Below are 14,212 nucleotides of genomic sequence, written 5' to 3' on the forward strand. Positions count from 1 at the left end.
ACCATATTAAAGAAAGGAGAGCTCATGTCTCATAGAAAAGTCGTCGTTGCTTTAGGCGGAAATGCCATCCTCTCCACTGACCCATCTGCCCAAGCTCAACAAGCTGCTCTGGTAGAAACAGCTCGTCATCTGGTCAAGTTGATTCAAAACGGAGATGAACTGATCATCACTCACGGAAATGGTCCTCAGGTGGGTAATCTCTTGCTTCAACACTTGATGGCAGATTCGGAAAAAAACCCTGCCTTCCCCCTTGATTCTTTGGTTGCCATGACCGAAGGTAGTATCGGTTTTTGGCTACAATGTGCTCTTGATAACGCATTGCTCGATGTAGGACTTGATAAAAATGTCGCTTCTGTTGTTACCCAAGTTATAGTAGACAAAGCGGACCCTGCCTTTATCAATCCTACCAAACCAATCGGTCCATTCTACTCAGAAGAAGATGCCAAAGCTGAGAGCGAAAAAACAGGAGCAACCTTCAAAGAAGATGCCGGTCGTGGCTGGCGTAAAGTGGTGGCTTCACCAAAACCAATCGACATCAAAGAAATCAACAGCATCCGCACCTTGCTCAATAATGGTCAAGTTGTCATCGCAGCAGGTGGAGGAGGTATCCCTGTTGTTAAAAATGAAAACGGTTACTTACGTGGGGTCGAAGCCGTTATCGACAAAGACTTTGCGTCTCAACGACTAGCAGAACTCGTCGAAGCTGACCTCTTTATCGTCCTTACTGGCGTAGACTATGTTTATGTCAACTACAATAAACCAGACCAGGAAAAACTTGAACACGTTACTGTCAGTCAACTAAAAGAATACATCAAACAAGGACAATTCGCACCGGGTAGCATGCTACCAAAGGTCGAAGCTGCTATCGATTTTGTAACCAACCGCCCAGAAGGCAAGGCTGTTATCACTTCCCTCAGTAATCTAGGCGCCTTGATCGAGTCCGAAAGCGGAACAATTATTGTTAAAGACTAGCCATTTTAACCCAAGTACAAGCTCTAATCAGGAGTACTCAGGTAAACCAACATCATTCGTTTTTATACTTTGTGGCATAGTTTAGGAGGAAAAACAAATGAGTGAAAAAACAAAAAAAAGGTTCCAAATGCCTTCATCTTACACTGTTTTGATCATTATTATTGCTATCATGGCAATCTTGACTTGGATCATTCCAGCAGGTAAGTATGACACGAACGAAGCAGGTGGCCTCATTGCAGGTACCTATCAAACTGTTGACTCTAATCCCCAAGGGATTTACGATATTCTAATGGCTCCAATCCGGGCGATGCTCGGTCACGAACCAACTAAAGCCGCTATTGACGTAGCCTTCTTCATCCTCATGGTTGGAGGATTCCTAGGTGTCGTCAATGCGACAGGCACACTCGATGTTGGTATTGCCTCTATTGTTAAGAAATACAAAGGACGCGAAAAAATGCTGATCCTCATCCTCATGCCCCTCTTTGCCCTTGGAGGAACAACTTATGGTATGGGTGAAGAAACCATGGCATTTTACCCACTCCTTGTCCCTGTTATGATGGCTGTTGGTTTTGATAGCATTACTGCCGTTGCCATCATTCTACTAGGTTCTCAAGTTGGCTGTCTTGCCTCTACTCTCAATCCCTTTGCTACTGTTATCGCTTCTGATACCGCAGGTGTGTCATCTATGGACGGGGTCATCCTTCGTATCATCTTCTGGTTTGTTATGACAGGTATTAGTACTTACTTTGTCTACCGCTATGCAGAAAAGATTCAAAAGGATCCCACAAAATCACTTGTCTACTCTCAACGTGAAGAAGACCTTAAACACTTCAATGTCACTGATAACGAAAATGCTCCATCTGTCTTGAACAAGAAACAAAAACATGTTCTTGCCTTGTTCATCTTGACTTTCATCATCATGATCGCCAGCTTTATCCCTTGGGTAGACTTGCACATCACTCTATTTGAAGACTTCAAGAATTGGTTGATTGGTCTCCCTGTTATTGGTGGAGCTATTGGTTCATCTGCTCTACCATTCGGTAGCTGGTACTTCCCAGAAGGTGCGATGCTCTTTGCTGTGATGGGTATTCTTATTGGTGTTGTTTACGGTCTTAAGGAAAGCAAGATTATCTCTACCTTTATGGCTGGTGCAGCAGATCTTCTCACCGTAGCCTTGATTTGTGCAGTAGCTCGTGGTATCCAAGTTATCATGAACGACGGTATGATTACTGCAACTATTCTACACTGGGGTGAAGTTGGACTTCAAGGTCTCTCTTCTCAGGTCTTCATCGTTTTGACCTACCTCTTCTACCTTCCTATGTCATTCCTTATCCCATCTTCATCTGGACTTGCTAGTGCTACAATGGGAATCATGGCACCACTTGGTGAGTTCGTTAACGTAAAACCTAGTCTCATCATCACTGCCTATCAATCTGCATCTGGTGTACTAAACCTTGTCGCTCCAACTTCTGGTATCGTCATGGGGGCTCTCGCGCTCGGCCGTATCAGTCTAGGAACTTGGTGGAAATTTGTTACTAAACTCATTGTCGTTATTGTCATCGTGAGCATGCTCCTTCTTATCCTAGGCACCTTCCTACCATTCCTTTAGAACAAAGTGTGAGGTAAAACGAATGACAGTCTACATCACTGACTCCATTAAACAGAGCTTTATACAGAGTCTAAAGACTCTCATCTCCTACCCATCCGTCCTCCAAGAAGGGGAAAATGGGACACCTTTTGGACAAGCTATTCAAGACGTTCTAGAAAAGACGCTGGAAATCTGCCGTGAACTTGGCTTTAAAACTTATATTGATCCCAAGGGCTATTATGGTTATGCAGAGGTTGGTGAGGGAGAACTTCTTGCCATCCTCTGTCACTTGGATGTTGTGCCTGCAGGAGATTTAACAGATTGGCAATCTCCTCCATTTGAAGCAACTATCAGAGAAGGAAAACTCTACGGACGAGGGGCACAAGACGACAAGGGGCCTTCACTGGCAGCTCTCTATGCAGTGAACAGCTTGCTTGACCAAGGTATCCAGTTCAAAAAACGCGTACGTTTTATCTTTGGTACGGATGAAGAAACCCTTTGGAGATGTATGGCACGCTACAACACCCTCGAGGAACAAGCCAGCATGGGATTTGCACCGGATTCGTCATTTCCTTTGACATACGCTGAAAAGGGGCTCCTTCAAGTCAAGCTTCATGGCCCCGGTTCTGATCATCTCAAGCTCGATGTCGGAGGTGCCTTTAATGTTGTACCAGATAAGGCAAGTTACCAAGGTCCTCTTTATGAAGCGGTTTGTAGGGGGTTGAAGGAAGCAAATTTTGATCACCAAACCACAGACCAAACCGTGACCGTACTCGGGGTACCTAAACACGCCAAAGATGCTAGTCAAGGTGTCAATGCAGTCATTCGGCTTGCTAGTGTACTCGCACCTCTCCAACCCCACCCTGCCCTCCATTTTCTAGCTGATCAAGCTGGGCAGGACGGCAAAGGGCTGAAAATATTTGGAGAAGTTGCTGATGAACCGTCTGGTTCCCTTTCCTTTAATATTGCAGGGTTGACCATCAATCCCGATCGCTCCGAAATTCGGATCGACATACGTATACCTGTGCTAGCAGATAAGGAGAAACTGGTGACACAGCTCACTCAGTGCGCCAAAGACTACCAACTTGACTACCAAGAATTTGACTATCTAGCACCCCTCTATGTCGCAAGAGATAGCCAACTCGTTACTACTCTTATGCAAGTTTACCAAGAAAAAACCGGAGATAAAACTCCTCCTCTCTCATCAGGTGGTGCTACCTTTGCTCGCACCATGCCAAACTGTGTAGCCTTTGGCGCTCTTTTCCCAGGAGCACAACAAACTGAGCATCAGGCAAATGAAGCAGCTGTCCTAGACGATCTTTATCGCGCTATGGACATCTACGCAGAGGCGGTTTACCGTCTCGCAACCTAACCAGATAATCGTTTCTACCAAAAAAATCCCGCAGATTTGCGGGATTTTCTCTTGCATCAATGCGCCAACATTTCTTGGGCGATTTCTTGACCAGATAGCTTATCTGGATAGTAGGTTGGCCAGTTGTCCATCTCCTCAAAGAGGGCTTCTTGGCTAGTACCTCCAAAGAAGATATGGAAATGTTCTGCCTTGACTAGGGCGATATTGTGGTCGCTAAACTGAACATACTTGAACTGTCCAGCGTCCGCATCTGTCGCTTCAAAGAGGAAGCGCACGCCACGATTGCCTTTCTTATAAGTCAAGATTTTCTTGCCGACATACTTGTAGGTGAATTTCTTGCTTTGGCCACCTTGAACAAATTCAATAGTGTTGTCCGTGATGTTGATCTTAGTCACATCTGTCTGATAGCCTTTTCTATAGTAGGCCTTGTACTCATCTTTGGTCATCTTGCCAGTCAACTTAGCCTTGTAGTCAAAGACTTGATCAAACGTACCATCTTCAAGGAAAGGATAGACAGACTGCCAGTTGCCAGCATAGTCACTCAAGGTACGGTCTTTGACATCTGCATCCTCAAAGTAACCATTGTGAACTGTCTTGGTATTTTCTTCCTTCTCTGGTTCGATTTCTGGTCCTTCTTGGTCTGTTGTTTGTTTCAAAGCCTTGAGGTTTTTCTCCATCACGGAGATATAGTTCTCACCGGCCTTGGTTGCTTCTTCTGTCAGACTTTCTAGCGGATTGAGCACGTCTAGTTTGACGCCCGTTTCTTTTGAGAGTGTATTAGCTAGGGCTTGTGAGGCATTTTCTTCAAAGTAGATATAAGAAATCTTATTTTTCTTGATATACTCTGCCAATTCTGCTAAACGTGCTGCCGATGGTTCTGCATCTGGTGAGAGACCTGAGATGGATACTTGCTTAAGGCCGTAGTCCAAAGCCAAGTATCGGAAAGCTGCGTGCTGGGTCACAAAGCTCTTTTGTTTCGCTTGAGACAAGCCATCTGTGTAGGCCTTGTCCAAGGCTTGCAATTTTTCGATATAGGCAGCCGCATTCTTCTCAAAAGTCTCTTTTTTATCAGGATAATCTGCTGACAAGCTATCACGGATATGTTCTACTAGTTTAATGGCACGAACTGGTGATAACCAAACATGGGGATCGTAGTCGTGATGGTGACCCTCACCGCCATGATCATGCCCTTCCTCTTCTTCCTCACCACCTGGCAAGAGGAGCATATCACCTGTCGCCTTGATAGTTTTCACTTTTTTCTTATCCAAGGATTCTAGCAATTTTGGAACCCAAGTTTCCATATTTTCATTTTCATAGACAAAGGTATCTGCATCTTGGATTTTGGCAACTGCCTTGGCAGACGGTTCGTATTCGTGAGGTTCTGTACCAGCACCGATGAGGAGTTCTACATTAGCAGTATCTCCTGCGACTTGCTTGGTAAATTCGTAGACAGGGTAAAAGGTTGTCACGATATTGAGTTTCCCATCTGCCTGCTTTTGATTGGAACAAGCCACTAAAAACAGGGCACATAGACTAGCTAGCAATAAGCTAATTTTTTTCATTTCATTCTCCTATTTGATAAAACGTTTCAGTAGACTGACTAACAAAAAGACGGCTACAAAGATAATGGTGATACTAGCGCTAGCAGGGGTTTCCGCATAGTAGGAAATATAGAGCCCTGCCACCATTCCTAAAAAGCCAATAGCACTGGCAAGCAGCATAACGGATTTAAAGTTTTTCCCCAAACGAAGGGCAATACTAGCTGGCAAGACCATAATGGTCGACACCAAAAGAGCTCCTGCTGCTGGTATCATAAGGGCAATGGCCACCCCTGTCACCATGTTAAAGAGGATGGACATAGTACGAACTGGCAAGCCATCCACAAAGGCCGTGTCCTCATCAAAAGTCAGGATATACATTGGTCGCAAGAACAAGAAAGTCAAGAGCAAAACGACCGCCGCAATGGCAAAGAGGAATATCACCTGCTCCTGGCTAATAGTCACAATAGACCCAAAGAGATATTGGTCCAAACTCATGGAGCTCGAACTTTTCCCCTTACTCATTACGATAAGAGACACTGCAAGCCCTGTAGACATGAGGATGGCTGTCCCGATTTCCATAAAGTTCTTATAGACTGTACGGAGATACTCTAGAAAGACCGCAGCGATCAAGACGATAGCAATGGTTGAAATAGTTGGAGAAATTCCCAAAACCAGACCAAAGGCTACCCCTGATAGAGAAACGTGACTGAGTGTATCACTCATGAGACTCTGACGACGTAAGATAAGGAAGGTCCCAAGAACTGGAGAAAAGAGACTCATGGCAATGACCGCCAAGAAGGCACGCTGCATGAAGTCATAAGATAACAAACTAAGCATGTTCCACCTCCTGGTCGCTTTCGTGAACGTTAAAACAACGCCATGGCGAGTCTTGATTGCGAACTAGATGGATATTGCGATCCGCATAGTCCTTGACCTCCTCAGGATCATGGGTAATCATCAAAACAGCCTTGCCATGATGGTGGGCACTATGGTGCATGAGTTCGTAAAATTCATTTTTGCTTCCAGCATCCATCCCTGTCGTCGGCTCATCCAAGACAAAAATATCTGGGTCAGAAGCAAACATCCGAGCAATAACTGCTCGTTGCTTTTGTCCTCCCGAGAGGGAACCAATTCGTTTGTCACGGTGTTCCCACATACCAACTGAGTCTAGACTGGCCTTGATATGTTCCTCATCATGAGCATTCAAGCGACGAAACCAGCCCTTTCGAGGATAGCGACCCGACTTGACAAATTCATAAACTGTACTTGGAAAACCAGCATTAAAACTGGCTATCTGCTGGGGAAGATAAGCTATCCTAAGCTTTTTCCCATGAGTATTTGTCTTTGAGATGGTTACCTTGCCAAATCTTGGCTGCAAGATGCCTAGACTCGCCTTGATGAGCGTTGTCTTGGCAGCCCCATTTTCACCAGTCAGGGTGACAAACTCCCCACTATCAACACTGTAGTTGATATGCTCGAGGACAGGTTCCTTGTCATAATAGAAAGACAAATCCTCTACTGTAATATACCGCATTATTTGATTTCTCCTACTAAAGCAGTTAAAAACCGCTGGATCACTTCTTGTTCATTTGGAGTAAACTGACTTGCTACTTGTTCATAGGCTAAGAGCGTGTGTTCATGATGGTGGTGGTGCTCCTCTGCCACTGGGCGAGCCAGCTCTGTTAGTTGATAAAAGATCACACGCGCATCCTTGGGATCTCTGGATGTCTCTAACATACCCTCTTTGACTAAAGACTTGATAGCCTTGGTCACTGCCGCCTGACTGACATTGAGACGACGGGCTAGCTCCGAGTTGGTTAAGGATTCTTCTGACAAGAGCATGAGGATGTGTTCCTGAGTATTGGTCAAGGCAACGTCACTCGTGCAATGCCCGATCAGAATTTCATGCTGGTTCTCAGATCTCAAGATCACCTCGTTTAAAAAGTTATCGATTTCCTGTGCAAGCTGTCTCATGTGTTACTCCTTCCCTAGCTATCTTTTTCGTAAAAAAGCATAGATAGCCACCGATTCTTTACTGGTTAATTATATCACAAATCAAAAAAGAGTCAAGGGAGAACATGAGAGCACATTTCACACTTGAACTCTTTTGATTTGTTATTGGAAATCTTTGATATTTCCATCATAGGTCGCCCAGTCCTTACTAAAGAAACGGTCATTTATCTTGTAGTCTGGAGCTGGTTTCGGATCCGTCAAGAAGGGATTCACAACCTTATCAAAAGCCAGCCAACCCAACCAGCCTAAGTGGATGGTATCCTTGATAAAGTAAGGTTCTCCTCCTTTTTTAGAAAAGTCAGCAATATTGGTAAAGCCTTGACTTTCTAACTGGTAACGAATTTTCTCCACTGCATGTTGATACATTTCTTCACTGAGTTCTGTGTATTCCATCCATTTCTTGTTGACGGGCTGGATAACAAAGAGCACATTGACTTTTGATTTGGCAAATTGATTGAGAACCAGCTGCAAATCATTGTATTCAGACGACTTTAGGAAGTTATAATTTTTTTGATACCCTTCCCATTTTTTTAAGTCTTTTTTGACCTCATACGTGTAGAAATGATTCTCCATCCCCATATCGTTATTGGTCGTATTTGCCTCTGCATCCTTACGGGCAATTTCTTCTAAAGCGTCATAAGAAAACTGATCAGGAAGATCTTTTAAATAGTTTTCCACATGTTCTTTGTACTTGAGTTTCCCCCGAATGGAAAATTGACCAAAAAGAGAGGACTGCTTTTCATTGAATCGTGCAAAGACGTTGATGATAAGTCGATCAGCATCTGACAAGTCCTCTCCTTTTGAAAGCTTTTGAAGGATGCCTTTCAATGCCACACTCGGGTTCTGCTTCAACAAACGCGTCGCAGCATGCTTAGCCGAGATATCCCCAGATTGATTTTCCAAAAAAGCTGTCAACTGGTCGCTATTAAAGAATCTCTGAAACGCTGCGGGTTCATAATCCGTCTCTGTAAACCACTGAGGAGAGATGACAAATACCGCCTGCTTTTCCTCGATTTCTGGCAGAATCTGCTGCAAACCAAAATATTGATTAAGCGAGGCCGCTCCTGCCTGACCCATAAAGTACGGGCGATAGGGACGATTGTATTTTTCTGCTAAAACAGCTGGATGGACACTATCAAATCGAATCCATTCACTTGACCCTAGAAAAGGGACAAAACGCATATTGGGATCCGTTAGCGCCCTCACTTTTTGACTTCTCTCTTTAAAACTTTCTCTACTGATGGAAGCTGCAGAGTACTTCTCCTCCGTCAGATTATGGCTTGTTGTACTTGGATAAAAAAAGATGAGTAGAAGAACCAAAAATCCAGCGATGAAGATAGGCCCGAAGATCAGCCACAAGCGTTTAAGCATTCTTTAACTCCGCAATACCTTCTACAATTTTATTAGCTGTATTCCAGTCATCACGACCGAACTCCGTCACTGGAACACGAATGTCAAAACGGTTTTCAATCTCAACAATCAATTCAACCGTCCCCATACTATCCAAGACACCGGCATCAAAAAGATCTTCATCCATCATGTCAGAAACATCTTCCATAAACAACTCATCAATAATTTCAATAACTTCTGATTTGATATCCATTTTTTATATCCTTTTATTTTTTAAACCATAAATCATTCAAAAATCCAGAAAAGATTAAGAATGAAACCATCACGACATGGAAGGTGACAACCATGCCAAGCAACTGAATCCAGCGATTCTCAGGTAAGGAACCCTTCCCAGCTTTTTTTCGTTCTTTATTGAGCGCTTTTTTCTTACGAACCCAAGCATCATTGATGACCAGCCCAATCCCATGAAAAAGTCCATAGGCGATATAGTACCAGGTCACACCATGCCAAAATCCCATAATCAGCATATTGAGAATGTAGGCTACACTTGAAGTCACATTGCGATTTTTAAAGACCTTCTTTCTGGTCAACACCATAACCATCCGCATAAAGACAAAGTCACGGAACCAGAAAGACAGACTCATGTGCCAGCGATTCCAAAACTCTTTTAAATCCCTTGATAAAAAGGGCTTGTTAAAGTTGATGGGACTATGAATCCCCATCAAATTGGAGATGGCTAAGGCAAACATAGAGTAGCCCGCAAAGTCAAAGAACAGTTCTAAACCGAAGGTATACATCACCGCCAGAGCATAATGGTTAAAGAAACCGCCTGTCTGCAAGGCCAAATTTTTCAACGGAGGCAATAATGTCTCTCCTAAAATATGCGCCAAGATAAACTTGTAGAGGAAGCCAAGCATGATATATTTGACAGCCTCTTCTAGCATATCCATCAGCTCATCCCGCTCAGGAATGGTCGCATAATTTTCATTGAAGCGTTTAAAACGATCAATGGGACCACTTGAGAAAGTCGGCATAAAAAGAAGAAAACGTAAGAATTGCCAAATCGTTAAATCCTTGATGACACCGTCCCTCAACTCAACGATAACCCCAACTGCACGAAAGGTTAAGTAAGAAATTCCTAAAAAGCCAAACAAAGATTGAGGGCCATGAATAGCAGGAGATACTTTCACAAAGACGATTGGCAATAGAGATAAAAAGCTAACTAGATAAAATATCCATTTACTATCCCGCTTTTTCCTGTACCTTTTGTAGAAAGATACAAGCAGTACTTGCCAGATAACATAAAGGATAAGAGCGCTTATTTGATTCGTCTTTCCACCTACCAACATGGTGACGATAAAGAAGAGACTAACCAGCACCTCATACCAGGCAAAACGTTTCTTGAAAAAGAGCCCGATAAATATCGGTAGGGTCGCAGCAATCACATACAAAAAATAATAAAGATTGCCATAAGGTTCCAAATGAGGTAGCTGTTTGTAAAGCTCCATCATCTACTGTTTACCTCGTTGATCAAGCCCTTGATGTCAATCTTGCCATTAGGCGTTAGTGGTAAACTATCTCGATAGAGGAATTTAGACGGCATCATATAAGACATCATGATGTCTGCTAGGTCTTCCTTAATAGCCTTGGTAATATCGATATCACGCTCAAACTGCTCGCGGACACCATCCTTTAGGATGACATAGGCCAATAGATTTTGCACCTTGTGGTCCTTGTTATAGCGTGGAACAGCAACAGCCGACTCGATAAAGCGAGACTTGTTGAGGTTTTGAGAGACATCTTCAAGCTCAATGCGATAACCATTAAACTTAATCTGGAAATCCATGCGCCCACCATAGAGAAGCAAGCCCTCATCTGTCATAGTTCCTACATCTCCTGTATGGTAGGCCGGAAGACCTTCGAACTCAAAGAAAGCTTCTGCCGTTTTTTCAGGATTATTCATATAGCCTTTTGAAACAGCTGGCCCAGAAACGATGATTTCTCCCTGTTCACCATTTGGCAGTTTATTGCCTTCCTCATCAATGATAAAGGTTGGAGAATCGGCCTTGGTATAGCCGATTGGCAAGCGTTTGAGAGTCGTTAACATCTCGTCTGTCACAGCAACTGCTGACAGAGCCACTGTTGCTTCTGTTGGACCGTAAGCATTGATAATACGGGCATTTGGGAATCGCTCACGTAGTTTTTGAGCTGTTTTGACCGTCAATTCTTCACCATCAAAGTAGAAATGTGTGATTCCAGGCATTTTCTCACCATTAAAATCTTCTGACAACATGGCCATATCTGCAAAGGACGGTGTTGAGGTCCAGATAGCAATCGGGAGTGAAAAGATCGTCGCAAAGAGTTTTTTGAAATCCTGAGTAATGGCTGAAGGAAGAGCGAAAAGCGTGCCACCAAGTGCCAAAGTCGGTGCCCAGTACATGACAGATAGGTCAAAAGAATAAGGGGGCTGAGCCAGCATTTGTGGACGACTTGGCGTCGCAAATTCCTTATCTGTAATCATCCAGTTGGTAAAGCTGAGGAGATTATCATGGGAAATCTGCACTCCCTTTGGCTTACCAGTCGTACCAGAAGTAAAGATGATGTAGTAGTTATCATCTCCCTTGACTGGATGCGTGATCTCGTAGCTAGAAGCTTGAGCAAAGGCTTCGTGGACTTGCTCTAAATTCAGCATCGGTGTGCTAGTTTGCTCTAATGGAAAATCCGAGATAGCAATAATCAAACTTGGCTCTGCAACTTCTACGATAGCAGAAATTCGTTCCAAGGCCGAATGGCTGTCAATTGGAATATAGGCATGCCCCGACTTAGTCAGCGCTACAAAGGTAGCCAACATCTCATACTCCTGACCACCAAAAACGACGACTGGAGATTTCTCAGGCAAGCCAAGTCGATCAATAGCTGCAGCTAAACTATCTGAATCAGCCTTCAGATCACCATAAGTATGCTCTTGACCCAAAATATTGTAGACAGGATATGTTGGCTGTGTTTGAGCAAAGTGCTCAATCGTTTCAATCATATCTTTTATCGGTTTATTAGACACGGTTTTTCTTCTCCTTCAAACTAGAACTCATTATAAATAAAGGTTCCTTGGCTCTGACCAAGGTAACTAAAAAAATAAAGCAAACCAAGTAAGATTACAAAATATAGGACGGTCTGTCCCAAAAACATATACAATTTTCTGTGTTTTCCCATAGTTAGTGTGTTCAATTTTCTATGATTTTTCAAAAAAGCTATGCAACTATGCATTACTATCTTATCTTCCTAACATTTTACCATTTTATCAACCTTTTTTTCAACTGTTTACCATAATTCAAAAGTTTGTTTTAGCTTATTTTAAGATAAGTTAAAATATTAATAAAAATTGTTATCAACAATTCCATTTCCTCGAAATTTTGACACCTATTATCATATATTAAGCAATTAAAAAATGACAGCAAACACACCACTCCCTCTTTGGGCATTTTTATGCTAAAATAGTAGTTATGGATAAAATTATTAAAACTATATCAGAAAGCGGAGCCTTTCGTGCTTTTGTCCTTGATAGCACTGAAACCGTCCGCACTGCTCAAGAAAAACATCAAACTCAAGCCAGTTCAACTGTTGCACTTGGCCGTACCCTTATCGCCAGCCAAATTCTCGCAGCCAATGAAAAAGGAAATACCAAGCTAACGGTTAAAGTTCTTGGAACGAGCTCTCTCGGTGCCATCATCACGGTCGCAGATACTAAGGGCAATGTCAAAGGCTACGTTCAAAATCCAGGTGTTGACATCAAAAAAACTGCAACTGGTGAAGTCCTTGTCGGACCTTTTGTCGGAAATGGTCAATTTCTCGTTATCACAGACTATGGCACTGGAAATCCTTACAACTCCATGACTCCTCTCATCTCTGGGGAAATCGGTGAAGACTTGGCATACTACCTGACTGAAAGCCAACAAACCCCTTCAGCAGTCGGCCTCAATGTTCTTTTAGATAAAGGCGACAAGGTCGAAGTTGCCGGCGGTTTCCTTCTCCAAGCATTGCCAGGAGCCAAGGAAGAAGAGATTGCTCGCTTTGAGAAACGCATCCAAGAAATGCCAGCTATCTCAACACTTCTGGAAAGCGACGACCATATCGAAGCTCTCCTCAAGGCTATCTACGGTGACGAATCCTACAAATGCCTATCTGAAGAAGAAATCCGTTTCCAATGTGACTGCAGCAAAGATCGCTTTTTAAACGCTCTTGCCAGCCTTCCAACTTCAGACCTCGAGGAAATGAAAGAGGAAGATCACGGGGCAGAAATTACTTGTCAATTCTGCCAAACAACTTATAATTTTGATGAAAACGACCTGGAGGAACTCATTCGTGACAAATCTTAATACACCTTTTATGATTGGCAATGTTGAGATTCCCAATCGTACCGTTTTAGCGCCCATGGCAGGAGTTACCAACTCAGCCTTTCGTACCATCGCAAAAGAGCTCGGAGCTGGACTCGTTGTAATGGAAATGGTCTCTGACAAGGGAATCCAATACAACAACGAAAAAACCCTGCACATGCTTCATATTGATGAAGGCGAAAACCCTGTCTCTATCCAACTTTTTGGTAGCGATGACGACAGCCTCGCACGCGCAGCAGAATTCATACAAGAAAACACCAAGACTGATATCGTCGATATCAACATGGGCTGCCCAGTTAACAAAATCGTGAAGAACGAAGCTGGCGCTATGTGGCTCAAGAACCCAGATAAGATTTACTCTATCATCAACAAGGTTCAGTCTGTCCTTGATATTCCCCTCACTGTCAAAATGCGTACAGGCTGGGCTGACCCATCCCTAGCCGTGGAGAATGCCCTCGCAGCTGAAGCTGCTGGTGTCTCTGCTCTCGCCATGCATGGCCGTACCCGCGAACAAATGTACACAGGCCACGCAGACCTCGAAACCTTGCACGATGTAGCCCAAGCACTGACTAAGATCCCATTTATCGCCAACGGTGACATCCGTACAGTTCAAGATGCTAAACAACGCATCGAAGAAGTCGGGGCTGACGCGGTTATGATTGGCCGCGCAGCCATGGGAAATCCCTACCTCTTCAATCAAATCAATCATTACTTTGAAACAGGAGAAATCCTTCCTGATTTGACCTTTGAAGATAAGATGAAAATCGCCTACGAACACTTAAAACGCTTGATTAGCCTCAAAGGAGAAAAAATTGCAGTCCGTGAATTCCGCGGCCTCGCTCCTCACTACCTCCGGGGAACATCTGGCGCTGCCAAACTTCGTGGAGCTATTTCACAAGCTAGCACCCTAGCAGAGATTGAAGCCCTCTTGCAATTAGACAAAGCATAGTCTCACATCTACAACTCACAAAAACGGCAAAGCTCA

At 43.6% G+C, this 14,212-nt stretch carries 14 protein-coding genes; 5 read left to right on the plus strand and 9 right to left on the minus strand.

Annotation, left to right across the window (positions count from 1 at the left end):
- Positions 1–24 precede the first annotated feature (24 nt).
- The 3 genes from arcC to D8801_RS04275 all read left to right on the plus strand — a co-directional run bounded on the left by arcC (position 25) and on the right by D8801_RS04275 (position 3,932).
- Positions 25–972 (plus strand): carbamate kinase, encoded by a 948-nt coding sequence (gene arcC / locus D8801_RS04265; protein ID WP_125848109.1) that lies wholly within the window; start codon positions 25–27, stop codon positions 970–972.
- 97 nt (positions 973–1,069) lie between these two features.
- The gene (locus tag D8801_RS04270) at positions 1,070–2,581 is read left to right on the plus strand and encodes a YfcC family protein (protein WP_084925391.1); all 1,512 of its coding nucleotides are present in this window, start codon (positions 1,070–1,072) and stop codon (positions 2,579–2,581) included.
- 22 nt (positions 2,582–2,603) lie between these two features.
- The gene (locus D8801_RS04275) at positions 2,604–3,932 is read left to right on the plus strand and encodes a dipeptidase (protein ID WP_000219480.1); all 1,329 of its coding nucleotides are present in this window, start codon (positions 2,604–2,606) and stop codon (positions 3,930–3,932) included.
- A 56-nt stretch (positions 3,933–3,988) separates the two neighbouring features.
- On the opposite strand, the gene D8801_RS04280 is transcribed toward D8801_RS04275, so the two are convergent.
- From D8801_RS04280 to D8801_RS04320, 9 genes are all read right to left on the minus strand, one after another.
- A complete protein-coding gene (locus tag D8801_RS04280) occupies positions 3,989–5,494 on the minus strand; it encodes a zinc ABC transporter substrate-binding protein AdcA (RefSeq protein ID WP_084975941.1) in 1,506 nt (501 codons plus the stop codon).
- A 9-nt stretch (positions 5,495–5,503) separates the two neighbouring features.
- On the minus strand, positions 5,504–6,310 hold the full coding sequence (locus D8801_RS04285; protein WP_000950023.1) for a metal ABC transporter permease: 807 nt from the start codon (positions 6,308–6,310) through the stop codon (positions 5,504–5,506).
- The gene (locus D8801_RS04290) at positions 6,303–7,007 is read right to left on the minus strand and encodes a metal ABC transporter ATP-binding protein (protein WP_001269483.1); all 705 of its coding nucleotides are present in this window, start codon (positions 7,005–7,007) and stop codon (positions 6,303–6,305) included. Before D8801_RS04290 ends, D8801_RS04285 begins: the two co-directional genes overlap by 8 nt.
- Entirely contained in the window at positions 7,007–7,447 is a 441-nt protein-coding gene (gene adcR, locus D8801_RS04295) for a zinc-dependent transcriptional regulator AdcR (protein WP_001249328.1), read from the minus strand. Before adcR ends, D8801_RS04290 begins: the two co-directional genes overlap by 1 nt.
- 141 nt (positions 7,448–7,588) lie before the next feature.
- The gene (gene dltD / locus D8801_RS04300) at positions 7,589–8,857 is read right to left on the minus strand and encodes a D-alanyl-lipoteichoic acid biosynthesis protein DltD (RefSeq protein WP_125848111.1); all 1,269 of its coding nucleotides are present in this window, start codon (positions 8,855–8,857) and stop codon (positions 7,589–7,591) included.
- A complete protein-coding gene (gene dltC / locus D8801_RS04305) occupies positions 8,850–9,089 on the minus strand; it encodes a D-alanine--poly(phosphoribitol) ligase subunit DltC (protein WP_000351970.1) in 240 nt (79 codons plus the stop codon). Before dltC ends, dltD begins: the two co-directional genes overlap by 8 nt.
- Positions 9,090–9,102: 13 nt before the next feature.
- Positions 9,103–10,347, minus strand: coding sequence for a D-alanyl-lipoteichoic acid biosynthesis protein DltB (dltB, locus tag D8801_RS04310; protein ID WP_125848113.1), 1,245 nt, complete (start codon positions 10,345–10,347; stop codon positions 9,103–9,105).
- On the minus strand, positions 10,344–11,894 hold the full coding sequence (gene dltA, locus D8801_RS04315; RefSeq protein WP_125848115.1) for a D-alanine--poly(phosphoribitol) ligase subunit DltA: 1,551 nt from the start codon (positions 11,892–11,894) through the stop codon (positions 10,344–10,346). Before dltA ends, dltB begins: the two co-directional genes overlap by 4 nt.
- 20 nt (positions 11,895–11,914) lie before the next feature.
- Positions 11,915–12,046: a teichoic acid D-Ala incorporation-associated protein DltX gene (locus D8801_RS04320; protein ID WP_025168981.1), complete on the minus strand. Its 132-nt coding sequence runs from the start codon at positions 12,044–12,046 to the stop codon at positions 11,915–11,917.
- 290 nt (positions 12,047–12,336) lie between these two features.
- On the opposite strand from D8801_RS04320, the gene hslO reads away from it, so the two are divergent.
- Together hslO and dusB are read left to right on the plus strand one after the other, a co-directional pair.
- Positions 12,337–13,209 carry an Hsp33 family molecular chaperone HslO gene (gene hslO / locus D8801_RS04325; RefSeq protein WP_125848117.1) on the plus strand — a complete coding sequence of 291 codons (873 nt, stop codon included), beginning with the start codon at positions 12,337–12,339 and terminating at the stop codon, positions 13,207–13,209.
- Entirely contained in the window at positions 13,196–14,176 is a 981-nt protein-coding gene (dusB, locus tag D8801_RS04330; RefSeq protein ID WP_185758495.1) for a tRNA dihydrouridine synthase DusB, read from the plus strand. The genes hslO and dusB overlap by 14 nt, the downstream gene beginning before the upstream one ends.
- Positions 14,177–14,212 lie beyond the last annotated feature (36 nt).

This window comes from Streptococcus oralis (genome assembly GCF_003943415.1).
GTDB classification, from domain to species: domain Bacteria; phylum Bacillota; class Bacilli; order Lactobacillales; family Streptococcaceae; genus Streptococcus; species Streptococcus oralis_BJ.